This is a genomic window from Streptomyces panacea, assembly GCF_040560175.1.
In the GTDB taxonomy this organism is placed as follows: domain Bacteria; phylum Actinomycetota; class Actinomycetes; order Streptomycetales; family Streptomycetaceae; genus Streptomyces; species Streptomyces panacea.
In genome coordinates, this window is sequence record NZ_JARJHW010000100.1 from 1 (window position 1) to 25,885 (window position 25,885).

At 72.9% G+C, this 25,885-nt stretch carries 5 protein-coding genes; all 5 read right to left on the reverse strand.

Annotated features, from left to right (window positions below; genetic code table 11):
- Positions 1 to 6,034, reverse strand: a 6,034-nt coding sequence (locus P3L51_RS22415) for a type I polyketide synthase (RefSeq protein ID WP_435594503.1), incomplete at its 3' end; no start/stop codon positions are given.
- Between the two features lie 7 nt (positions 6,035 to 6,041).
- Positions 6,042 to 6,977, reverse strand: a complete 936-nt coding sequence (locus P3L51_RS22420) for a proline iminopeptidase-family hydrolase (RefSeq protein WP_354607069.1) — start codon at positions 6,975 to 6,977, stop codon at positions 6,042 to 6,044.
- Between the two features lie 101 nt (positions 6,978 to 7,078).
- A complete protein-coding gene (locus P3L51_RS22425) occupies positions 7,079 to 13,042 on the reverse strand; it encodes a type I polyketide synthase (RefSeq protein WP_354607070.1) in 5,964 nt (1,987 codons plus the stop codon).
- Between the two features lie 7 nt (positions 13,043 to 13,049).
- Complete coding sequence (locus P3L51_RS22430; RefSeq protein WP_354607071.1) at positions 13,050 to 23,189, reverse strand: SDR family NAD(P)-dependent oxidoreductase; 10,140 nt, start codon at positions 23,187 to 23,189, stop codon at positions 13,050 to 13,052.
- A 41-nt stretch (positions 23,190 to 23,230) separates the two neighbouring features.
- The coding region (locus tag P3L51_RS22435) for a type I polyketide synthase (RefSeq protein WP_354607072.1) at positions 23,231 to 25,885 on the reverse strand (2,655 nt) is incomplete at its 5' end.

Here is a 25,885-nt window from a genome sequence, read left to right on the forward strand (position 1 = left end):
TATGACCGATGTTCGACTTGATCGAACCCAGCCACAACGGCCGCCCTTCGGGGCGATCCTGACCGTAGGTGGCGAACAGGGCCTGGGCCTCGATCGGGTCACCCAGGGTGGTGCCCGTGCCGTGCGCCTCGACCGCGTCCACATCGGCGGCCACCAGACCGGCGTTGGCCAGCGCCTGCTTGATCACGCGGCGCTGGGAGGGGCCGTTCGGGGCGGTGATGCCGTTGCTGGCGCCGTCCTGGTTGAGCGCGCTCCCGCGCACCACCGCGAGCACCGGATGCCCCAGCCGACGCGCCTCCGACAGACGCTCGACCACCAGGACGCCGGCGCCCTCGCCCCACCCGGTGCCGTCGGTGGAGGACGAGAAGGACTTGCAGCGGCCGTCCGCGGCCAGGCCGCGCTGCTCGCTGAAGTCGATGAACGACTGCGGTGTTCCCATGACGGTCACACCGCCGACGAGGGCGAGCGAGCACTCGCCGGAACGCAGTGCCTGCGCCGCCCAGTGCAGGGCCACCAGGGACGACGAGCACGCCGTGTCCACGCTCACCGCGGGGCCTTCGAGACCGAGGGTGTAGGACACCCGGCCCGACACGAGGCTGCCGCCGCCGGTGCCGCCGGGGTAGTCGTGGTACATCACCCCGGCGAACACACCGGTCGGGCTGCCCTTCAGCGTGGTGGGCGCGATTCCGGCACGCTCCAGCGCCTCCCACGAGGTCTCCAGCAGCAACCGCTGCTGCGGGTCCATGTCGAGGGCTTCGCGCGGGCTGATGCCGAAGAAGTCGGCGTCGAACTGTGCGGCGTCGTGCAGGAATCCGCCGTCGCGCACATAGGTCTTCCCCGGAATTCCGGGCTCGGGGTCGTAGATGTCCTCCACGCCCCAGCCACGGTCGGCCGGGAACTCCGATATCGCGTCGACACCCTCGTCGACGAGCCGCCACAACCCCTCGGGCGTGTCCACGCCACCCGGATACCGGCAGGCCATCGAGACGATGGCGATCGGCTCGTCGTCCGCCGGGCGCACGACGGACGCGACCGGAGCCGACTCCACGGCTCCGGAGAGCTCCTGGAGCAGGTGGTCCGCCAGCACGACGGGGGTGGGGTAGTCGAAGACGAGAGTGGCGGGCAGGCGCAGTCCGGTGGCGGCACCCAGCAGGTTGCGCAGTTCGATCGCGGTGAGGGAGTCGAATCCGAGGTCGCGGAAGGCCCGCTCCGGGTCGACCGCCTCGGCTCCGGCATGGCGCAGGACCATCGCCGCCTGGGAGCGTACGAGAGCGAGGACTTCGTCGGCGCGTTCCGCGTCGCCGAGTCCGGCCAGGCGCTGCCGCAGGACGCCGGTCGCGGACGCGTCGTTGTCGAGGACACGGCGCGACCGGCCGCGGACGAGGCCGCGCATGATGGGCGGCGGCGAGTCGAAGGCCCCGAGGTCGAACCGGACGGGCACCAGTACGGGCTCCGCCACGCCGGCGGCGGCGTCGAGCAGGGCGAGGCCCTCCTCCGGTGCCAGGGAGCGCATGCCGACCGAGGCGAGCCCGTCCGCCATGCCCTCTCCGGCCCACGGACCCCAGGCCAGTGACAGCGCGGGCAGTCCGGCGGCGTGCCGGTGTCGCGCGAGGCCGTCGAGCAGGGTGCTGGCGGCGGCGTAGTTGCCCTGTCCGGGGGCGCCGAGTACGCCCGCGACGGACGAGAAGAGCACGAAAGCGGTCAGCCCCATGTCGCGGGTGATTTCGTGCAGATGCCAGGCCGCGTCCGCCTTCGGACGGAGCACGTGGTCGACGCGCTCGGGCGTCATCGAGAGGATCACGCCGTCGTCCAGGACGCCCGCGGCGTGTACGACCCCGCCGATGGTCCGGCCGTCGAGCAGCGTGGCCAGGGCGTCACGGTCGGCGGCGTCGCACGCGGCCACCTCGACCTCGGCGCCGAGCCCGGTCAGTTCCTCGGCGAGCTCGGCGGCTCCCGGCGCCTGCGGGCCCCGGCGGCTGGTCAGCAGCAGCCGCCGTACCCCGTGGCGGGTGACGAGGTGACGGGCGACGGCGGCCCCGAGGGCACCGGTCCCGCCGGTGATCAGGACGGTGCGTTCGGTGTCCCAGGTGGAGGCGGTCGATTCGAGCGGTACGCCGACCAGCCGGGGCACCCGTGTCTCGCCGCCGCTCACGCGCAGTTCGGGTTCGCCGGTCGCGACGACGCGGGCGGGGTCGACCGGGGCGTCGGTGTCGACGAGGAAGAAGCGGCCGGGGTGCTCGCCCTCGGCGGCGCGTACCAGTCCCCAGGCGGCGGCGTGGCCGAGGTCGGAGCCGTCGGTGGCGCCGTCGGTGACGACGACGAGGGCGGTGTCGCCGTCGACGGCGGCCTGGACTGCGGCCAGTACGCCGGTGGTCACCGCGCGTACGGCGGCCGGTGTGTCGCCGGTCGTCGGCGGGCAGTGGTGAACGCTCACCTCGGTGTTCTCGGCCGGCGACCGGCCCTCGCCGGCCGGGACCCAGTCCACCCGGAAGAGGGCGTTCGCGACCCGGGCGGCGGCCGGCGCGAGGCCGTCCGCGGTGACGGGGCGCAGCGTCAGCGATCCGACCGAGGCGACCGGCCGTCCCATGGCGTCGGCCAGTTCCAGGGAGACGGACTTGTCGTCCCGGACTCGCAGGCGGACCCGTGCGGCGGTGGCGCCCTCCGCGTGCAGGGTGACGTCCGACCAGGAGAACGGAAGTACCTTCGCGTCCTCGCCGGCCAGGTCGAGCACGTGCAACGCCGCGTCGAACAGGGCGGGATGGAGGCCGAAGCCGCCGGCGTCCGCACCCTCGGGCAGGGCTGTCTCGGCGAACAGCTCGTCGCCGCGCCGCCATCCCGCGCGCAGTCCCTGGAACGTCGGCCCGTACTCCAGCCGTTCGTAGAGTCCTTCGACCGCGAGGGGCTCGGCGTCGCGCGGCGGCCACGCCGTGAGGTCGGTGGCCGGCTCACCGGCGTCGGGCGCCAGGAAGCCCTCGGCGTGCAGGATCCATTCGCGGTCGAGCGGGGCGTCGTCGGCTCGGGAGAACACGCTCACCGGGCGGAGTCCCGACGCGTCGGGCGCGTCGACGGCGACCTGGATGTGGACGCCGCCGTGTTCGGGCAGGAACAGCGGCGCCGCGACGTTGAGTTCCTCGACGCGGTTCCAGCCCACCTGGTCCCCCGCGCGCACGGCGAGTTCCACGTACGCGGTGCCGGGCAGCAGGACGGAGCCCATCACGGTGTGGTCGGACAGCCAGGGGTGGGCCCCGGTGGACAGCCGTCCGGTGAACACCACGCCGTCGGAGCCGGGCAGGTGCACCATCGCGCCGAGCAGCGGGTGGTCGGGCCGGTCGAGACCGGCGGAGGTGACGTCGCCGCCCAGGCCGCGCTTGTCGAACCAGTAACGGGCGCGCTGGAAGGGGTAGGTGGGCAGGTCGACGCGCCGGGCGCCGCGTCCGTCGAAGACACCCGCCCAGTCGACCTTCAGGCCCGCCGTGTGCAGGCCGCCGAGGGCGGTGAGGACGGCGACGGGTCCGGTCTCGTTACGGCGCAGGGCCGGGACGAGTACGGCGGTGTCGGCGGTGGTCGTGAGGCACTGGCGGGCCATCGCGGTGAGGATGCCGTCGGGGCCGAGTTCGACGTACCGGGTGACGCCTTCGGCTTCCAGCCGGGTCACCGCGTCGGCGAAGCGGACGGTGTCACGGACATGCCCCACCCAGTACGCGGCGGTGGTGACATCGCCGTTGGCCACGACGGGGATGCCGGGCTCCGCGTAGGCGACGCGCTCCGCGACACGGCGGAAGTCGTCGAGCATCGGGTCCATCAGCGTCGAGTGGAACGCGTGCGACACCTTCAGCCGGTTGGTCCTGCGCGCGCCGAGCTGTTCGACGACCGCGTCCACGGCTTCCTCGGTGCCCGAGAGCACCACGGAGGTGGGGCCGTTGACGGCGGCGATTCCGACGCCGTCCCGAAGCAGCGGGACGACCTCCTCCTCGGCGGCCTCGACCGCCACCATCGCCCCGCCCGGCGGCAGCGCCTGCATCAGCCGTGCCCGCGCGGTGATCAGCGAGGCGGCGTCGGGCAGGGAGAACACGCCGGCCACATGGGCGGCGGCGAGTTCGCCGATGGAGTGTCCCGCGACGAAGTCGGGCCGTACGCCCCACGATTCGAGCAGCCGGAACAGGGCGATCTGGAGTGCGAAGATCGCGGGCTGGGTGAACTCGGTACGCCGCAGGGCCTCTTCGTCGCCCCACATCACCTCGCGCACGGCGGGGTCGAGCGCGGAGCACACCTCGTCGAAGGCGCGTGCGAACACGGGGAACGCCGCGTGCAGGTCGCGGCCCATGCCGAGGCGCTGGCTGCCCTGGCCGGTGAAGAGGAAGGCGGTCAGCCCGGTCGACCGCGCGGCGCCGCCGAGGGGAGCGCCGTCCGCCAACGCGGTCAGCGCGCCGAGGATCTCGTCGCGGTCGTGGCCGACCACGACGGCGCGGCGGGTGAGCGCGGCGCGGGCGGTGGCGAGGGAGTACGCCATGTCCACGGGGTCGAGGCCGGGCGTGTTCCGCAGGTGGTCGGCCAACTGCCGGGCCTGGGCGCGCATCGCGGTCTCGGTGCCGGCCGACAGCGGCAGCGGCAGCGGCACGGGCAGGGGTACGTCGGTGGACGGGCGCGGTGCGGCGGGCTCCTGCTCGGGGTCGGACGCGGGGTCGGGCTGCGCCTGTTCGATGATCACATGGGCGTTGGTGCCGCTGACGCCGAACGAGGACACGGCGGCGCGGCGCGGCCGGTCGGCGTCGGGCCAGGCGCGCGCCTCGGTGAGCAGGCGGACGTTGCCGGCCTCCCAGTCCACCTGGGGCGACGCCTCGTCGACGTGCAGTGTCTTCGGCAGCGTGCCGCGCCGGATGGCCTCGACCATCTTGATGACGCCCGCGACACCGGCGGCGGCCTGGGTGTGACCGATGTTGGACTTGATCGAACCCAGCCACAGCGGTTCTTCGCGGCCCTGTCCGTACGTGGCGAGCAGTGCCTGCGCCTCGATGGGGTCGCCGAGCGAGGTGCCGGTGCCGTGGCCTTCCATGACGTCGACATCGGCGGTCGTCAGTCCGGCCGCGGTGAGCGCCTGCTGGATGACACGGCGCTGCGAGGGGCCGTTGGGGGCGCTGAAGCCGTTGGACGCGCCGTCCTGGTTGACGGCCGAGCCGCGTACGACGGCCAGCACGGGGTGCCCGTTGCGGCGGGCGTCGGACAGCTTCTCCAGCAGCAGGACGCCCGCGCCCTCGGCCCAGCCCGTGCCGTCGGCGGAGGCGGCGAACGAGCGGCAGCGGCCGTCGGCCGAGAGTCCGCGCTGCTCGCTGAACTCGATGAACGTCTCGGGCGTGGCCATGACGCTGACGCCGCCGGCCAGCGCCAGGGTGCACTCTCCCGAGCGCAGGGCCTGCGAGGCCCACTGGAGCGCGACCAGCGACGACGAGCAGGCCGTGTCGACGGTGACCGCCGGGCCCTCCAGCCCGAGGGTGTAGGCGACGCGTCCGGAGACGAGGCTGCCGTCGCTGCTGGTGATGCCGTAGTCGTGGTACATCGCGCCGGCGAACACACCGGTGCGGCTGCCGCGCAGCGACGCCGGGTCGAGTCCGGCGCGCTCCATCGACTCCCAGGTGATCTCCAGCAGGAGCCGCTGCTGGGGGTCCATGGTGAGGGCCTCGCGCGGGCTGATCCCGAAGAACTCGGGGTCGAACTGCGCGGCGTCGTGCAGGAAGCCGCCCTCGCGCGCGTACGTCTTGCCGGGCTTTCCGGGCTCGGGGTCGTACAGCGCGCTCATGTCCCAGCCGCGGTCGCCCGGGAACGGGCTGATCGCGTCACGGCCTTCCTCGACCAGCGCCCACAGCTCCTCGGGGGATCCGACGCCACCGGGGTACCGGCAGGCCATGCCGATGATCGCGATGGGTTCGGTGCTGACGCTCGCGGCGGCGCGCAGGCTGTCGTTGTCCTGCCGCAGCCTCTCGTTCTCGACCAGCGAGCCACGCAGTGCCTCGACGATCTCCTCGACTTCGGCGTTCATCGTCGTCTCAGCCTCCGCTCACGGTCGTGGTCCGCGTGTCGCTCACGCGTACCGAGTCAAGGAATCCGCCGAGCACCTCGTAGAAGCGCTCCGGCTCCTCCAGGTGCGGGTTGTGGCTGGAGTTCTCAAGGATTTCCCAGCGGGCGCCCGGAATGAGTTCCTGGTAGGGGCGCACCGTGACCGGGGTGGCCTCGTCGTGGCGGCCCGACATGATGAGGGTGGGCGCGCTGATGTCGGGCAGGCAGTCGATCACCGACCAGTCGCGGATGCTGCCGATGACATGGAACTCGTTGGGGCCGTTCATGGTGCGGTAGACCGTCGGGTCGGTGACGGCTTCCAGGTAGGAGGCCATGAGTTCGCTGGGCCACGGTTCGACGCGGCAGACGTGGCGGCTGTAGAAGACCAGCATCGCCTCCAGGTACTCGTCGCTGTCGGTGGTGCCGGCGGCCTCGTGCCGGCGCAGCGTCTCGTCGACGCCGGGCGGCAGTTGGGCGCGCAGGACGTCCATCTCCGAGAGCCACAGGGGGTAGGAGGCCGGTGCGTTGGCGATGACCAGGCCGCGCAGCCCGGCGGGTTTGGCCGAGGCGTGCCAGGCGGCGAGCAGTCCGCCCCACGACTGTCCGAACAGGACGTAGTCGTCGGCGATGCCGAGCCGGCGCAGCAGGTTCTCCAGCTCGTCGCGGAAGAGTTGGGGGGTCCAGAAGCCGGGGTCCGCGTCGGGGAGGTGGGTGGAGCCGCCGTTCCCGATCTGGTCGTAGTGCACCACCGACCAGCCCTGTTCGGCGTAGACGGACAGCCCTGTCAGGTAGTCGTGGGTGGAGCCGGGGCCTCCGTGCACGACGACGAGGGCCGGGCGGCCCTCAGCGGGCTGCCCGGTGACGCGGTACCAGGTCTTGTACTCCCCGAAGGGAACAGTTCCTTTGGCCGTGGGCGTGGACGCCATTTCTCAAACCACCTAAGTTCGGGTCGTTCTCAGCAGCGGTGCCGCGTCCCCCGCACGCGGCGTGCACTTCTTCCGAGGGGAAGCCTGGCGTCGGCCACGGCTCAGTCGAGCGTCTCCAGCCATTCCTCGATGACTCGGGCGGTCGCCGGGGCGTGGTCCTGCCCGAGCGAGAAATGGTTGCCTTCGACGGTGCGCAGGGTGTGCTCGGAGTCCCACGGGCGGGCCCGCATCTCCGCCACGTCGACCCCCTCGGGGGGCTGGACGAACGGCTCGGACGCCTGGACGAACAGGGTCGGCGCGGCCAGCCGTACGGGGTCGAAGCCCGCCAGTACCTGGAAGTAGTGCGGCATCGCGGACAGTCGCGCCGCGTCGTAGTTGCCGAGGGTCGTCTCCACCGTCAGCAGTTCGCCCATGAGGTGGCCGAACCCGACGTTCATCGCCGTGTCCTCGACCCGGAAGGTGTCGATCAGGACGAGCCCGGCGGGCGGGACCTTGAGCGTCTCCTCCAGGTGACGGGCGATGATGTGGCCGATGATGCCGCCGGAGGAGTAGCCGAGCAGTACGAACGGCTCACCGTCCGCCGCCGCCAGCACGGCGTCGCTCAGCACCTGTGTCAGCACCTCGACGGAGTCGGGCAGTGGCTCGTCCCGGTGGAATCCGGGCAGTGCCACCGCCGACACGTGCCGCACGTCCCGGAATTCGGAACCGAGCCGGGCGTGCTGGTGCACGCCGCCGCCCGCCATGGGTGTGGCCAGGCAGATCAGCCGGGGGCGGCCGGGGCCGTCCGCCAGCCGCACCGTCTTCGGGGGTCGCGCGAGGTCGGCGGGTGTGACGAACCGGGGCCGCAGCGCCGCGACCGCCGACATCAGGCCCAGTGCCCCTGTCGTGTCACCGGCCCGGACCGCCCGCCGGAACATCTCGGTGACCGTCTCGTCGTCCTCTTCCGAGGGCTCGGCGGCGGACTCGGCGCCTGCGGCGGCGGCCGTCCCGGACTCCATCTCGTCGGCGAGGAGACGGGCCAGGTTGGCCGGGGTCTTGCTGTCGAACACCGCCATCATGGGCAGCTTCGCCCCGGTGGCGGCGATCAGCGCGGTGCGCAGTTCCATCGCGGTGAGCGAGTCGAACCCGGACTCCAGGAAGTCGCGGCTGGGGTCGACGGCTTCGGCGTCGGCGTGTCCGAGCACGGAGGCGGCGAGGCTCAGCACCAGATCGCTGAGCGCCCGCTCCCGCTGCTGCGCGGGCATCGCGGCCAGCTCGTGCCGCAGCGCCGACGGGTCGGCGGTCGCGGCGCGGCGCCGTACGGCCGGGACCAGGCCGCGCAGTACGACGGGGAGTTCGCCTCCGGCCCCGTTCCGCAGCGCCCGCAGGTCCAGGCTCATCGGCACGAGCGCCGGCTCGGGCCTCGCGGACGCGGCGTCGAACAGCGCGAGGCCGTCCCGGGACGACAGCGCGGGCATGCCCTGGCGGCGCAGCCGCCGCAGGTCTGCCTCGCTCAGGTGGCCCGCCATTCCGCCGGTGTCCGCCCACAGCCCCCAGGCGAGGGACTGCGCGGGCAGTCCCTCGGCCTGGCGCCGCGCGGCGAGGGCGTCGAGGAAGGTGTTGGCGGCGGCGTAGTTGCCCTGGCCGGGCGAGCCGAGCACGCCCGCCGCTGACGAGAACAGGACGAAGGCGCCCAGCTCCTGGTCGCGGGTGAGGTCGTGCAGGTTGAGTGCGCCGTCCACCTTGGGGCGCAGGACCTGGTCGAGGCCGTGCGCCGTCAGGTTGGCGATCATGCTGTCGGCCAGTACCCCGGCCGTGTGGACGACGGCGCCGAGGGAGCGGCCGGCCAGCAGCGCCTCGACGGCGTCCCGGTCGGCCACGTCGCAGGCGGCGATCTCGACCGTCGCGCCGAGGGCGGTCAGCTCCTGGTGGAGGTCGGCCGCGCCCTGCGCGTCGATGCCGCGACGGCTGGTCAGCAGCAGGTCCCGGACGCCGTGTTCGGCCACCAGGTGGCGGGCGACGAGCGCGCCGAGACCGCCCGTGCCGCCGGTGACCAGTACGGCTCCGGGCCGGTCCCAGGGCGAGCGCGAGGGTGCGTCGTCCTCCGGGGCGGCCGGGACGCGCGCGAGCCGGGGGACCAGGATCTCCTCGCCCCGTACGCGCAGGTCGGGCTCGCCCGACGCGACGGCCCGGCCGATCGTCTGCGGGTCGTCGCCGTCGGTGTCGAGCAGCGCGAAGCGCTCCGGGTCCTCGGAGCGGGCGGCGCGTACCAGGCCCCAGGCGGAGGCGTGTGCCAGGTCGTCGCCGCGGGTGACCACCAGGAGCCTGCTGTCGGCGAACCGTTCGTCCGTGAGCCAGGTCTGGAGGGTCCGGAGCGTCTCGGCGGTGACCGTCCTGACGTCGTCGGCGATCCGGCCGGTGCTTGCCGGGGGTGTCCAGGCGACCGTCGAGGGCACCGGGCCGGAGAGTTCGGCCAGTTCGGTGACCGTCGTCCAGTCCGCGTCGGCGGCGGTGGCGGTGGCGGCGGGTGTCCACGCGAGGTGGAAGAGGGAGTCGCCCGGCCCGGCGGACGCCGGTGCGAGCTGTTCGGCGGAGACCTCCCGGGAGATCAGCGACTCCACGTACGCGACGGGACGGCCCTGGGAGTCGGCGACGCGGATCGTCGTGCCGCCCTCGGCGTTGGGGGTGAACCGGACGCGCGCGGCCTTGGCGCCGAAGGCGTGCAGCCGCACACCCTTCCAGGCGAACGGCAGCGAGGTGGCTTCGTCTTCGCCCGCGCCGAGTATCACCGCGTGCAGGGCGGAGTCGAGCAGGGCCGGGTGCAGTACGAACCTCTCGGCGTCGGCCACGTCGTCGGCGAGCGCCACCTCGGCGAATGTCTCGTCACCGACGCGCCAGGCCGCCTTGAGCGCCTGGAACGCGGGGCCGTAGACGTATCCGAGGTCCGCGAACCGTTCGTACGCGCCGTCGGTGGTGATCCTCGTCGCCTCGTCCGGCGGCCAGCGCGTCAGGTCGAAGGAGGTCGCCTCGGTGGACTCCTCGGCCACCAGGGCGCCTTCGGCGTGCAGGACCCAGGGCGCGTCGTCGTCGGCGTCCTCGGCGAGCGAGTGGATGCTCAGGGGCCGCCGGCCGGTGTCGTCGACCGGTTCACCGACCGTCAGCCGCAGTTGTACGCCGCCGCTCTCGGGCAGGACCAGGGGCGCGCGCAGCGTCAGTTCTTCGAGGACGCCGTGGCCGACCTGGTCGCCCACGCGTACCGCCAGTTCGACGAACGCCGTGCCGGGCAGCAGCGTCGCGCCCAGCACCTCGTGGTCGGCCAGCCAGGGGTGGGTGTCGGTCGACAGACGGCCCGTGTAGATCACCGTCCGAGAGCCGGGAACGGTGATCTCGGCGCTCAGCAGGGGGTGGTCGAGCGCGCTGAGGCCCATGGACGCCGCGCTGCCGCCTCCTGCGTCCACCGGCTCCTGGAGCCAGTAGCGGGTGCGCTGGAAGGAGTAGGTGGGCAGATCGACCCGGTGTGCCCGCCGGCCCGCGAAGAAGGCGGTCCAGTCGGGAGAGATGCCCGTGGTGTGCAGATGGGCGACGGCGGTCAGCAGTGTCGTGGCCTCGGGCCGGTCGCGGCGCAGGGCGGCGGCGGTGGTGGCCTCCGGCGCGGTCTGGCGGGCCATGGCGGCGAGGGCCCCGTCGGGTCCGATCTCCAGGAACCGGGTGACGCCCTCGGCCTCCAGGCGTCGTACGTCGTCGGCGAACCGCACCGCGTCGCGCACATGCCGTACCCAGTAGTCGGCGGACGCCATGTCCTTCACCAGCCGGATACGCGGCCGTTCGTAGGTGACGGACTCGGCGACCTTGCGGAAGTCCTCCAGCATCGGTTCCATCAGCGGCGAGTGGAACGCGTGGGAGACGGTCAGCCGGCGCGTCCTGCGGTCGGCGAAGTGCTCGGTGATCGCCGCGACCGCGTCCTCGGTGCCCGAAACGACCACGGAGGACGGGCTGTTGAGGGCGGCGATGCCCACCTCGTCGGTGAGCAGCGGCGCGACTTCCTCCTCGGTGGCCTCGATGGCGGCCATGGCCCCGCCCGCCGGGAGCGCCTGCATCAGCCGCCCGCGTTCGGCGACCAGCCTCGCGGCGTCCTCAAGGCTGAGAACGCCCGCGACATGGGCCGCCGCCAGTTCGCCGATGGAGTGCCCGGCGAGGTGGTCGGGCTTGATTCCCCAGGACTCCACCAGCCGGAACAGGGCGACTTCCAGGGCGAAGATCGCGGGCTGGGCGTACTCGGTGCGGTTCAACGCCGCCTCGTCGCCCCACATCACGTCCTTGAGCGACAGGCCCGTGGCCTCGCACACCTCGTCGAACGCGGCGGTGAAGACCGGGAAGGTCTCGTACAACTCCCGTCCCATGCCGAGGCGCTGGCTGCCCTGGCCGGTGAAGAGGAACGCCACCTTGCCCTCGCGCCGCTTGCCGGTGACGACGGACGGCGAGGGGGTTCCCCCGGCCAGCGCGGTGAGCCCCGCGAGGAGGCCCGGACGGTCGTCGGCGACGATCGCCGCGCGGTGTTCGAGAGCCGCGCGGCCGGTCGCCAGGGACAGGCCCACGTCCGCGGGCGTCAGGTCGGGCCGCTCGCGCAGATGGGAGTGGAGGCTCTCGGCCTGCGCGGACAGCGCCTGCTGGGTCCTGCCCGACAGGGTCCACAGCACCGGGCCCCCGGTGGTCGCGGCGACCGGCGGCGCGTCCTCCTCGGCGGGCGGTGCCTCCTCGATGATGACGTGGGCGTTGGTCCCGCTGATGCCGAAGGACGACACCCCCGCGCGGCGCGGGTGTTCCTGGTCGGGCCACCGCCGGGCCTCGGTGAGCAGCCGGACGTCGCCGGCCTCCCAGTCCACCTGGGGTGTCGGGGCGTCGACGTGCAGCGTGGGCGGCATGACACCGTGCCGGATGGCCTCGACCACCTTGATGATGCCCGCCACGCCCGCCGCGGCCTGGGTGTGACCGATGTTCGACTTGATCGAACCCAGCCACAGCGGTCGGTCCTCGGGGCGGTCCTGCCCGTAGGCGGCGAGCAGGGCCTGCGCCTCGATCGGGTCGCCGAGCGTCGTGCCGGTGCCGTGGCCCTCGATCAGGTCGACCCCGTCGGCGGACACCCGGGCGTTGGCCAGCGCCTGCCTGATCACCCGCTGCTGGGCCGGGCCGTTGGGGGCGGTGATGCCGTTGCTGGCGCCGTCCTGGTTGATCGCCGTACCGCGCACGATCCCCAGCACCGGGTGGCCGTTGCGGCGGGCGTCCGACAGCCGCTCCACCAGGATCATGCCGACGCCCTCGCCCCAGCCGGTGCCGTCGGCCGCCGCGGCGTACGACTTGCAGCGGCCGTCGGTCGCCAGCCCGCGCTGGTGGCTGAACTCGATGAAGGTCTCGGGTGTCGCCATCACGGTGACACCGCCGGCGAGGGCGAGCGAGCACTCCCCCGACCGCAGGGCCTGGACCGCCCAGTGCAGGGCGACCAGGGAGGACGAGCAGGCGGTGTCGATCGTCACCGCGGGGCCCTCAAGACCCAGGGTGTAGGCGACCCGGCCGGAGGCCATGGCGCCCGTGCTGCTGTTGTACGTGTAGTCGTGGTACATCATTCCGGCGAACACACCGGTCGGACTGCCCTTGAGCGTCGTCGGGTCGATGCCGGCCCGCTCAAGCACCTCCCACGACGCCTCCAGCAGCAATCGCTGCTGCGGGTCCATCACCAGCGCCTCGTTCGGCGCGATCCCGAAGAAGCCGGGATCGAACTCGGCCGCGTCGTAGAGGAACCCGCCTTCGCGCGAGTACGTCTTGCCGGGCTTTCCCGGCTCGGGGTCGTAGATGCCCTCCTCGTCCCAGCCGCGGTCGGCGGGGAACCGCGAGACGGCGTCCGTCCCGTCGGCGACCAGCCGCCACAGCTCCTCGGGAGAGGTCGCGCCGGGGTAGCGGCAGCTCATCGCCACGATCGCGATCGGTTCGCGGGAGGCGGCCTGCAGGGCGCGGTTGCGCGTACGCAGGCTCTCGGACTCCTTGAGCGACGCGCGCAGCGCCGCCACGAGTTTCTGGTCGGTGTCGGCCATCGTGTCCTCAGACTTCCCGCGTCGCTTCGTCCGGATCGGTGTCCTGCAGGGCCATGCTGATCAGGGCTTCGGCGTCCATCGCGTCGATCGAGTCTTCCTCGGGCGCGGCTGCCGCCGTGCCGGAGGCGCCGCCGGCGCCGGCGAGTTCGAGCAGGGCCTCCATCAGCCCCGCGTCGTGCAGCCGGGTGAGCGGAATCGACCCGAGCAGACGGCGGACCGTCTCCTCGTCGGCAGCGGCGGCGGCGTCACCGTCGGGTGCCAGCTCCGCGCCGATGTGCTCGGCGAGCACCCGGGCGGTGGGATGGTCGAAGATCATCGTGGCGGGCAGCCGCAGCCCGGCCGCGGCGTTGAGGGTGTTGCGGAACTCGACGGCGCCCAGCGAGTCGAAGCCCAGATCGCTGAAGGCCCGCTCCGGTTCGACGGCCTCGGGGCCCGCGTGACCCAGTACGGCCGCAGCGTGGGTACGGACGAGGTCGAGGACTTCGTCGTACCGCTCGTCGTCGGGCAGTGCCGACAGGCGCTGCCGCAACGCGGCCCCGCCGCCCGTGGATTCCGCCGACACGGCACGCCGCGAGGAGCCGCGTACCAGTCCGCGCAGCATCGGAGGCACCTCGGCCGCGTTCAGCGTCCTGGTGTCCAGGCTCATGGGCACCAGCGCCGGTGCGGCCAGCGCGCCCGCCACGTCGAGGAGTTCGAGACCCTGCTCGGGTGAGAGTCCCACGAGGCCCGCGCGGTCGATCCGCTGCCGGTCGGTGTCCGCCAGGTCACCGGCCATGCCGGCGTCGGTCGTCCACAGGCCCCAGGCCAGGGACTGGGCGGCGAGGCCGTCGGCGCGCCGGTGCTCGGCCAGTGCGTCCAGGAACGCGTTGGCCGCGGCGTAGTTGCCCTGCCCCGGTGTGCCGATCACGCCGGCCGCGGAGGAGAACAGTACGAACGCGCTCAGGTCCATGTCGCGTGTCAGCTCGTGCAGATGCAGGGCGGCCACCGCCTTGGGTGTGACGACCTTGTCCAGGCGTTCGGGGGTCAGCGACGCGATCACGCCGTCGTCCAGAACGCCCGCCGCGTGCACCACACCGGTGAGCGAGCGCCCGGCCAGCAGCGCCGCCAGCGCCTCACGGTCGGCGACGTCGCAGGCGGCGACCTCGACCTCGGCCCCCAGCCCGGCCAGCTCCTTCATCAGCTCCGCCGCGCCGGGCGCCGCCAGGCCCCGGCGGCTGGTCAGCAGCAGTCGCCGTACGCCGTGCCCGGTGACGAGATGGCGCGCGACCAGTCCGCCCAGGGCGCCGGACGCGCCCGTGATCAGCACCTCGTCGCCGAAGACCGAGGACGGCTCGGACTCCGCGACCGAGGCCGCCCTCAGCCTCGGTACGTAGACCTTCCCGTCCCGGACGGCCACCTGGGGCTCTCCCGCCGCCAGGGCCAGGGCGATGTCCGCCTTCTCGTCCTCACCGGCCACGTCGACCAGGACGAACCGGCCCGGGTCCTCCGACTGGGCGCTGCGCACCAGGCCCCACGCCGAGGCGCCGGCCAGGTCGGTCACCCGCTCACCGGCCACGGAGACCGCGCCGCGCGTGACGACCGCGAGGGTCTCGGTCTCCGCCTGGATCGCCTTGAGCAGCGGATGCAGTGTGGAGAGCACGTCGTCGCCCTCGGTCCGCCACACCTTCGCGTCACCGGCCGCGTCGTCGCGTACGGCGACGGGCGTCCACTCGACCTGGAAGAGCGAGTCGACGCGGGTGAGCGCCCCGGCGGCCATCGGCCGCAGCGTCAGGGCGTCCACGGAGACGACCGGCTGCCCGGCGCCGTCGACGGCGTGGAGGGCCACCTGGTCCTGGCCGGAGAGCGTCATCCGGACACGGAGCGCGGTGGCGCCGGAGGCGTGCAGTTCCACTCCCGCCCAGGAGAACGGCAGGACGACGCGGTCGTCGTCCGACAGCAAAGGGACCGTGTGCAGGGCCGCGTCCAGAAGTGCCGGGTGGATCCCGAAGCGGTCCGCCGCCCCGGACAGGACGACGTCGGCGTAGACCGTCCCCTCGCCGCGCCAGGCGGACTTGAGTCCCTGGAACGCCGGCCCGTAGTCGATTCCGGCTTCCGCCAGGCTCTCGTACAGCCCCGCCAGTTCCACGGGCTCCGCCCCGGGCGGTGGCCACTGGGTCATCGCCTCGGCCGCCGGGCCGCCGGTGGCCGGGGCCAGGGTTCCGGCGGCGTGGCGGGTCCAGGGCAGATGGGCTTCGTCCGCGCCGCGGGCGTACACCTCGACCGCCCGGTGGCCCGCTCCGTCGTCCACCCCGACCACGACCTGTACGGCCGTGGCGGTGTGTTCGGCGAGGACCAGCGGTGCCTCGATCGTCAGCTCCTCGATCCGGCCGCAGCCGACCTCGTCGCCCGCGCGGACGGCCAGTTCGACGAAGCCCGTACCGGGGAAGAGCAGGGTGCCGGCGACCGCGTGTTCGGCGAGCCAGGGCTGGGTACCGAGCGACAGACGCCCGGTCAGCACGGTCCGGTCCGCCCCCGCGACAGTGACCGCCTGGTCAAGCAGCGGGTGGTCGGACGCGTCCGCGCCGCGCCCCGACTCGATCCAGAACGACTGCCGCTGGAAGGGGTACGTCGGCAGGTCGACCCGCCGCGCCCCGCGCCCGTCGAACACGGCGTTCCAGTCGACCCGGACACCGGCGGCGAACAGCCGGCCGACGCCGGTGAAGAGGGTTTCCACGCCGGGACGGTCGCGTCGCTGGGTGGCCGCGACCGTCCCGTCGGCGGTCTGCCGCACCATCGCGGTGAGCACGCTGTCCGGTCCGATCTCCAGGAACCGGGTGATGCCCTGGTCCTGGAGGTGGCGTACGTCGTCGGCGAACCGCACCGCGTCGCGCACGTGCCGTACCCAGTACTCCGCCGACGCCACGTCCTTGGTCAGCTGGATGACCGGCTCGCGGTAGGTGACGCTCTCGGCGACCTTCCGGAACTCTTCGAGCATCGGGTCCATCAGGGGCGAGTGGAACGCGTGCGACACCTTCAGCCGGGTCGTCTTGCGGTCGGCGAACCGCTCGGCGATGGCGGTGACGGCCTCATCGGCGCCCGAGATCACCACCGAGCCGGGGGTGTTGACCGCCGCGACGCTCACCTGCTCGGTGAGGTGCGGCGTGACCTCCTCCTCGGTGGCCCGGATCGCCACCATCGCCCCGCCGGACGGGAGTTCCTGGATCAGCCGTCCGCGCGCCGTGATCAGCCGGGCGGCGTCAGCCAGATCGAACACCCCGGCCACATGGGCGGCGGCGAGTTCGCCGATGGAGTGGCCGGTCATGAGGTCCGGTTTGATCCCCCACGACTCCACCAGCCGGAACAGGGCGACCTGGAGAGCGAAGATCGCGGGCTGGGTGAACTCGGTGCGGCCCAGGGCCTCCTCGTCGCCCCACATCACCTCGCGCAGCGCGGGGTCGAGCACGGCGCACACCTCGTCGAACGCCGTGGCGAAGGCGGGGAACGTCTCGTACAGCTCCTGGCCCATCCCGGCCCACTGACTGCCCTGTCCGGTGAACAGGAACGCCAGCCCGCCCTCGGTGACCGAGTCGATCACGGTCTCGGAGCCGATCCGCACCGCGCGGTGTTCCAGGGCGGCCCGGCCGGTCGCGGCCGAGTACGCCACGTCCAGCTCGTCCGCGTCGACGGAGGTGATCCGGTCGAGCTGGGCCTGGAGCGCGGTACGGGTCCGGGCCGACAGCACCAGGGGGACGACGGGCAACTCCCGCCGCTCCACGGGCGCTTCCTCGACCGGGGCGGCCTCCTCGATGATGACGTGGGCGTTGGTGCCGCTGATGCCGAAGGAGGACACGCCCGCGCGGCGCGGGCGGCCGTCGTTCGGCCACTCCCTCGTCTCGGTGAGCAGCTGGACGTCGCCGGCCTCCCAGTCCACCTGGGGTGTGGGCGCGTCCACGTGCAGCGTCCTGGGCAGCGTGCCCTGCCGCATCGCCTCGACCATCTTGATGATGCCCGCCACACCCGCGGCGGCCTGGGTGTGACCGATGTTCGACTTGATCGAACCCAGCCACAGCGGACGGTCCTCGGGACGGCCCTGGCCGTAGGTGGCCAGCAGCGCCTGCGCCTCGATCGGGTCACCCAGGGTGGTGCCCGTGCCGTGCGCCTCGACCGCGTCCACATCGGCGCCCGCCAGGCCCGCGTTGGCCAGCGCCTGCTTGATCACCCGCTGCTGGGACGGCCCGTTGGGGGCGGTCAGGCCGTTGCTCGCGCCGTCCTGGTTGGTCGCCGTGCCCCGTACGAGGGCCAGCACCGGGTGGCCGTTGCGGCGGGCGTCCGACAGCCGCTCCACCAGGAGCATGCCGACACCCTCACTCCAGCTGGCGCCGTCGGCGGCGGCCGCGAAGGACTTGCAGCGGCCGTCGGTCGCCAGCCCGCGCTGCTCGCTGAACTCGATGAAGTTGTCCGCCGCGGCCATCACGGTGACGCCGCCGGCCAGGGCGAGCGAGCACTCCCCCGACCGCAGGGCCTGCGCCGCCAGGTGCAGGGCGACCAGGGAGGACGAGCAGGCGGTGTCGACGGTCACCGCGGGGCCTTCCAGCCCCAGGGTGTAGGAGACACGGCCGGAGGCGATGGCGCCCGTGCTGCTGTTGTGGGTGTAGTCGTGGTACATCATTCCGGCGAACACACCGGTCGGGCTGCCCTTGAGCGTCGTCGGGTCGATGCCCGCGCGCTCCAGTACCTCCCAGGACGCCTCCAGCAGCAGCCGCTGCTGGGGGTCCATCACCAGTGCCTCGTTCGGCGCGATCCCGAAGAAGCCGGGGTCGAACTGGGCCGCGTCGTAGAGGAATCCGCCCTTGTCGACGTAGCTGGTGCGGGGGCGGGTGGCCGTGGGGTCGTAGATCCGCTCCAGGTCCCAGCCGCGGTCGGTGGGGAAGTGCGAGATGGCGTCCGTGCCGCTGTCGACCAGCCGCCACAGGTCCTCCGGCGAGGACACGCCTCCCGGGTAGCGGCACGCCATCGCGACGATCGCGATCGGGTCGTCGCCGACCGGGGTCGCGACCGGGGTGACACGGCTCTGGTGCACCGTTCCCGAGACCTCGTCCAGCAGATGACGCGCGAGGACGGTGGGGTTCGGGTAGTCGAACACCAGCGTGGCCGGAAGCCGCAGGCCGGTCGCGCCGCCGAGCCCGTTGCGCAGCTCCATCGCCGCCAGGGAGTCGACGCCCAGATCGCGGAACGCGCGCTCCGGGTCGACGGCCTGCGGTCCGGCGTAGCCGAGCGTGGTGGCGGCCTGCGCGCGGACCAGGTTCAGCAGCATGTCGAAGCGCTGGTCGTCGGACATGCCCACGAGCCGCTCGCGGAGCCCGTCCGCGTCGGCGCGGGTGCGGGCGGTGCCACGGGTGACGACCGGGACCAGGCCGCGCAGCAGCTCCGGCACCGCGCCGCCGGCGCGGACGGCCGGGAGGTCGAGCTTGACGGGGACGAGTACGGCGGGTCCGTCCGCCGCCGTCGCCGCGTCGAAGAGGGCCAGCCCCTCGCTGTGGGACAGCGACAGGATGCCGCCGCGTTCCATACGGGAGCGGTCGGTGTCCGTCAGTTCACTGGCCATACCGGTACTGGTCCGCCACACGCCCCACGCCAGGGACTGGGCGGGCAGGCCACCCGCACGGCGGCGCTCGGCCAGGGCGTCCAGATAGGCGTTGGCCGCCGCGTAGTTGCCCTGACCCGGCGAGCCGATCACGCCGGCCGCGGAGGAGAACAGTACGAACGCGCTCAGGTCCATGTCGCGTGTCAGCTCGTGCAGATACAGGGCGGCGTCCACCTTGGGGCGCATGACCCGGTCCACCCGCTCGGGCGTCAGCGACCCGATCACACCGTCGTCCAGGACACCCGCCGCGTGCACCACACCGGTGAGCGAACGCCCGGCCAGCAGCGCCGCCAGCGCCTCACGGTCGCCGACGTCGCAGGCGGCGACCTCGACCTCGGCCCCCAGCCCGCTCAGCTCCTCCACCAACTCCGCCGCGCCGGGCGTCTCCACGCCCCGGCGACCGGTCAGCAGGAGCCGTGACACCCCGTACTCGGTGACGAGATGCCGGGCCAGCAGAGCACCCAGGACACCGACTCCACCGGTGATCAGCACCTCGTCGCCGAACGCCGGCGCCGGGTCGTCCGCCGGCTCCGGCGCCGCCGACACACGGGCCAGCCGGGGCGCGTGGGCGACACCGTCGCGTACCACCACCCGGGGCTCACCGGTCGACAGCGCCGGCGCGAGGTCGGCGTTGTCCGCGCCCCGCGCCTCGTCGGCGTCACCGTCCAGGTCGATCAGGAAGAACCGGTCGGGGTCTTCGGTCTGGGCGGTACGCACCAGACCCCAGACGGCCGCCGCGGCCAGGTCGTCGACGTCCCCGCCGCCCACCGAGACCGCGCCGCGCGTGACGACCACCAGACGGGAGCCTGCGGACTGAAGTGCCTCCAGCGCCAGGTTCACCGCCGCGCGTACGTCCAGTCCGCCGGGGAGGCGGAACACCTCCTCGTCGGCGGGCGGTTGCCCCCCGGTGGAGGCGGTGCCGGCGGCGACCGGGGTCAGGGCGACGTGGTACAGCGACTCCGTACGGGGCTTGGTCGCCACGTCCGTGAGGGGCCGCAGGACCAACGAGTCGACCGTCGCGACGGGCCGGCCGGTCGCGTCGGCGATCGTCAGGGCCGCCACACCGTCCTGCACGGGCGTGACGCGCACCCGCAGCGCGCCCGCGCCGGAGGCGTGCAGTTCCACTCCCGACCAGGCGAACGGCAGCATCGCCACATCGCCGGTTCCGGCCGGGGAGAGTCCGATGGCGTGCAGGCCCGCGTCGAAGAGGGCCGGGTGCAGACCGAAGGCGTCCGCCACCGCGTTGTCCGGCAGGGCGATCTCGGCGAACACCTCGTCGCCGGCCCGCCAGGCGGCCCGAAGCCCCCGGAAGGTCGGCCCGTACGCCAGACCCGTGCCGACCAACTCCTCGTAGAGGGTGTCGACATCGAGGTCCAGCGGCTCGGCGCCGGGCGGGGGCCACTCGGTCAGTTCGCCTCCCCCGGCGGAGGTGGCGGTGGCGAGCAGACCGGTGGCGTGCCGGTTCCAGGGCAGGTCGGTCGCGTCCTGGTCGCGGGAGTACACCTGGACCTCGCGGCGGCCCTCTTCGTCCGCCGCTCCGACGACGACCTGGACGGCGACCCCGCCGCGCTCGGCGAGGACCAGCGGCGCCTCGATCGTCAGCTCCTCGACACGGCCGCAGCCGACCTCGTCGCCGGCCCGGATCACCAGCTCCACGAATCCGGTGCCGGGGAAGAGGATCGAGCCGCCGATGACATGGTCGGTGAGCCAGGGCAGCGTCCCGGTCGACAGCCGTCCGGTGAGCACGACCTCCTCCGAGCCCGCGAGCATGACCATCGCCCCGAGCAGCGGGTGGCCCAGCGAGCCCAGGCCCATGGAGGCCGCGTCGGCGTTCGCCGTCTCGTCGTTCAGCCAGTAGCGGTTGTGCTGGAAGGCGTACGTGGGCAGTTCCGTCTGCCCCGCCCCGGTCGCGGCGTACACCTTCTCCCAGTCGACGTCCACGCCGCGGGTGTGTGCCTGGGCCAGCACGCTCAGGAAACGGTCGAGGCCGCCGTCGTTGCGGCGCAGCGTGCCGATCGTGGTCTGTTCCATGCTCGGCGCCAGCACCGGGTGCGGGCTGGCCTCGATGAACACTCCCACGCCCTGCTCGGTCAGCCGGCGGATGGTCCGGTCGAACTCCACGGTCTGGCGCAGATTCCGGTACCAGTAGCCGGCGTCGAGACCGGTGGTGTCCAGCAGCCCGCCGGTCACGGTGGAGTAGAAGGGGATCCGCGAGGCGCGGGGCTTGATGGGTGCCAGCACTTCGAGCAGTTCCCGCTCGATGCGCTCCACCTGTGCCGAGTGCGAGGCGTAGTCCACCTGGATCCGGCGCGCCCGTACGCCGTCGGCCTCGCAGGAGGCCATCAGTTCGTCCAGCGCGTCGACCTCGCCCGAGACCACGGTGGCGGCGTTGCCGTTGACCACCGCGATGCCCGTCCGGGTGCCCCAGCGCTCGATCAGCCGCTCGGTCTCCTCCCGGGGGAGGGCGACCGACACCATCCCGCCCTGGCCGGAGAGGGCCAGCAGCGCCTTGCTGCGCAGGGCGACCACCCGGGCGCCGTCCTGCAACGACAGCGCTCCGGCGACGCTCGCCGCGGCGATCTCGCCCTGGGAGTGGCCCACCACGCCGACGGGCTCGACTCCGTAGTGCCGCCACAGACCGGCCAGTGACACCATGACCGCCCACAGGACGGGCTGCACGACGTCGACCCGTTCCAGCAGGGCCTCGTCATCGAGCGCCTCGCTCAACGACCAGTCCACGAACGGCGCCAGTGCCTCCTCGCACGCGGACATCTGCTCCGTGAACACGGCGGACGACGCCATCAGCTCGGTCGCCATGCCCACCCACTGGGAGCCCTGTCCGGGGAACACCATGACCGCGCCGGCGCCGGGCCGGGCCGCGGTCACCGGTGCTTCCCCCTGCACCAGAGCGGCGAGCCCTTGGGCAAAGCCCTCTTCGTCGGCGGCCAGCACGGCGGCCCGGTAGTCGTACGACGCCCGCTGCGTGGCCAGGGACCATCCCACGTCCACCGGCCGTACGTCGTCCGTCGCGACGGCCTGGAGCCGCTGCGCGTACGCGCGTACGGCGGCCTCGGTCTTCCCGGAGATCAGCCAGGGCACCACCGGAAGTTCCCGGTGCTCACGCGGTTGCGGCGACTCCGGCGACTCTTCGGCCGGTACGTCCTCGGCCTGCGGAGCCTCCTCCAGGACGATGTGGGCGTTGGTCCCGCTGGCCCCGAACGAGGACACGGCGGCGCGGCGCGGGCCGCCCTCCGGCCAGGCGCGGGCCTCGGTGAGCAGCCGGACGCTTCCCGCCGTCCAGTCCACCTGCGGGGACGGTTCGTCCACGTGCAGTGTCTTGGGCAGGGAGCCGTGGCGTATCGCCTGGACCATCTTGATGATGCCCGCCACACCGGCGGCGGCCTGCGTGTGCCCGATGTTCGACTTGACCGACCCGAGCCACAGCGGTCGGTCCTCGGGGCGGTCCTGCCCGTAGGTGGCCAGCAGCGCCTGGGCCTCGATCGGGTCGCCCAGGGTGGTCCCGGTGCCGTGGGCCTCCACCACGTCCACATCGGAGCCCGCCAGGCCCGCGTTGGCCAGGGCCTGCTGGATCACCCGGCGCTGGGACGGGCCGTTCGGGGCGGTGATGCCGTTGCTGGCGCCGTCCTGGTTGACGGCGCTGCCGCGCACGACCGCCAGAATCGGGTGGCCGTTGCGGCGGGCGTCCGACAGCCGCTCCACCACCAGCATGCCGACACCCTCACCCCACCCGGTGCCGTCGGCCGCCGAGGCGAACGCCTTGCAGCGGCCGTCCGTCGACAGACCCCGCTGCCGGCTGAACTCCACGAAGGTGACCGGCGTCGACATGATCGTCACGCCGCCGGCCAGGGCGAGGGAGCACTCCCCGCTGCGCAGGGCCTTGACGGCCATGTCCAGTGCGACCAGGGATGACGAGCAGGCGGTGTCGATGGTCACCGCCGGACCCTCGAGACCCAGCGTGTAGGCCACCCGGCCGGAGACCAGCGCACCGGTCACACTGCTGCTCGGATAGTCGTGGTAGACCAGCCCGGCGAAGACTCCGGTGGCGGTGCCCTTCAGCGACGGCGGGTCGATCCCGGCCCGCTCCACGGCCTCCCAGGAGGTTTCCAGCAGGAGCCGCTGCTGCGGGTCCATCGCCATCGCCTCAAGGGGGCTGATGCCGAAGAACTCGGGGTCGAAGTCGCCCGCGCCGTCCAGGAAGCTGCCCTTGTTGACGTAGCTGGTGTTCTCGCCCGTCCCGTCCGGGTCGTACAGCGAGTCCAGGTTCCAGCCCCGGTCGGTGGGGAACTCGCCCACCGTTTCCAGGCCGTCGGCGACGAGGTCCCAGAGTCCTTCAGGCGAGGACGCGCCACCGGGGAAGCGGCATGCCATTCCCACGATCGCGATCGGCTCCCGCTCCCGATCCTCCACCTCACGCAGCCGGCGCCGAGTCTGCTGCAACTCACCGGTGGCAAGCCGCAGATACTCGCGGAGCCGGTCGTCGTTGGAGTCCTTCGACATCGTCATCAACCAATCCGTGAAAGTTCACAAAGCAGAGGCGGGAGCCGTCAGGACAGTCCGAGTTCCTTGTTCAGCACCGCGAACAACTCGTCATCGGATTCGGCCACCAGGCCGCCGACGGGCTCGTCCGTCACGCCGCTCCCGGCGTCTCGCGCCCGTCGCGACATGGTTTCGAGGCGGGCAGTGACCTTGGCATGGGCTTCGCGGTCGCCCGATGCCAGCTCGGTCAGCACGGCTTCCAGCCGATTCAGTTCGGCCAGCAGCGCGGCCGCCCCGTCGGCCTCCTCCGGGCGCAGCCCGTCGTGCACGAGCTCGGCGATGGCCAGGGGGGTCGGGTAGTCGAAGGCCAGGGTCGGGGGCAGTGACAGCCCTGTCTCGGTGTTGAGCGCGTTACGCAGTTCCACCGCGCCCAGCGAGGTGAGGCCGAGTTCGTTGAAAGCGCGGTCCGGGGGCACCTCGTCGGCGCCGCCGTGTCCGAGCACCTGGGCGACGTGGCCCCGCACCAACTCCAGGAGGAACTTCTCGCGTTCGGGCACGGTCAGTCCGGACAGCCGCTCCCACGACGCCCGGCCGACCGGCGCGCGACGGGTCTGGCCGCGTACCAGTGCGCCGAATATCGCGGGCAGCGTCCCCGTCTCGGCGAGGGACCGCATCACCGCCAGGTCGAACCGGACCGGCAGCGTCATCGGCGGCCGGCCGCGCAGGGTCGCGGCATCCATCAGCGCCAGTCCCTCGTCCGGGGACAGCGGCGGCATTCCCGAGCGCCTGAGCCGCGCCAGCTCGGCGTCGTCCAGGCGGTCTGCCATGCCCCCGACCTCGCTCCAGGGTCCCCAGCCGAGGGTCAGCGCGGGCAGCCCCTTGGTCGCGCGATGCCGGGCGAGCGCGTCCAGCCAGGCGTTCGCGGCGGCGTAGTTGCCCTGTCCCGCGCCGCCGAGCGTGCCGGCGACGGAGGAGAAGATCACGAACGACGAGAGATCGTGGTCCAGGGTGAGTTCGTGCAGATGCCAGGCGGCGTCGACCTTCGGCCTCATGACCGTGTCCAGCCGCTCGGGCGTCAACGCTCCCATGAGTCCGTCGTCCAGCACACCGGCCGAGTGCACGACGCCCGTCAGGGGCCGCTCGGCCAGCAGGGCGGCCAGGGCGTCCCGGTCGGTGACGTCGCAGACGACGACCTCCACCTCGGCGCCCGATCCGGTCAGCTCCGCCACCAGTTCGGCCGCGCCCGGCGTGTCCATGCCCCGGCGGCTGGTCAGCAGCAGGCTCTTCGCGCCGTGCTCCGCGGCCAGGTGCCGGGCGGCCAGTGCGCCGAGCCCGTTCAGGCCACCGGTGATCAGGATCGTGCCGTGTGTGCCCCACGACTGGACGCGGCCTTCGACCGCGGGGACGCGGGCCAGCCTCGCCACCCGGATCTCGCCGTCTCGTACGGCGATCTCGGGCTCGGCGAGGCGCAGCACCTCGTCGGGGAGTTCACCGTCGGCGTCCAGGTCCACCAGGACGAACCGGCCCGGGTGCTCCGACTCCGCCGACCGCACCAGGCCCCAGACCGCGGCGTGCCCGAGGTCACTTCCGTCGGTCGCGCCGCGCGTGACGACGACGAGCTTGGCGGATGCCGCCTGCTCGTCGTCCAGCCACCGCTGGATGACGGGGAGCACCTGATGGGTGATCGTCCGGAAGCCTTCGGGCGCGGACTCGTCCAGTGGCGGGCACTCGTAGACGACATGAGCACCGGTCTCGGAGCCGGCGGGTGCGGGGGCGGTGACCCAGTCGACGTGGAACAGCGATTCACGGCCGCCGGTGTGTGCCCGTACCTCGTCCGTGGTGATCGAGCGGGTCTCGACCGACTCCACCGACAGGACGGGCTGTCCGTCCCGGCCGACGCTCACCGAGGCTCCGCGCCACACATGGGCGAGCGTCGGCTCGCCGTCGGGGTGGAGTCCGGCGGCGTGCGCGGCGGCTTCGAGCACCGTGGCGTACGTCTCGTCGTCACGTGTCCAGGAGGACTCGGTGGCCTCGGAGGTCAGGACGCCGGTGGCGTGCTTGACCCAGGCCGCCGTCCGGTCGCCACGGCGCGCGTACACGCTGAACGCCCCGGTCTCGTCGACCATCGCGCGCAGTGTCGTGTCGTCCTCGGTGCCGGCCATGACCAGCGGCGCGTGGAGGTCGAGCGCTTCGACGCGCCCGCGACCCGTCTGCTCCGCTGCTGTCAGGGCCAGTTCCAGGAACACTTCCCCGGGCACGACCACGGCGCCGAAGGCGTCGTGGTCGGCGAGCCAGGGGTGGGTGTCGAGGGAGAGACGTCCGGTGAAGACGACACCTCCGGTGTCCGGCAGCCCAATGCCCGAGGTGAGCAGGGGGTGGTCGACCCCGTCCGCACCGGCTGCCGCCGTCGACTGCTCGATCAGCCAGAAACGCTTGCGCTGGAACGCGTACGTCGGCAGATCCACCCGCCGCGCGCCACGCCCGTCGAACACCGCGTCCCAGTCCACCGCCACACCGGTGGCGAACAACCGGCCCACACCGGCGAACACACTCTCGGTCTCCGGGCGGTCGCGCCGCAGTGTGGCCGCCAGCGTGCCCTCGGCACTCTGACCAGCCATCGCCGTCAGCACACCATCAGGACCGATCTCCAGGAACCGCGTCACACCCTCGTCCTGGAGGTGGCGCACGTCATCGGCGAAACGCACCGCGTCCCGCACATGCCC

Bases quoted from the DNA above. Each gene is read 5' to 3' on its own strand.
- P3L51_RS22420 (WP_354607069.1), bottom strand. From the start codon at position 6,977: ATGGCGTCCACGCCCACGGCCAAAGGAACTGTTCCCTTCGGGGAGTAC.
- P3L51_RS22425 (WP_354607070.1), bottom strand. From the start codon at position 13,042: ATGGCCGACACCGACCAGAAACTCGTGGCGGCGCTGCGCGCGTCGCTC.
- P3L51_RS22430 (WP_354607071.1), bottom strand. From the start codon at position 23,189: ATGACGATGTCGAAGGACTCCAACGACGACCGGCTCCGCGAGTATCTG.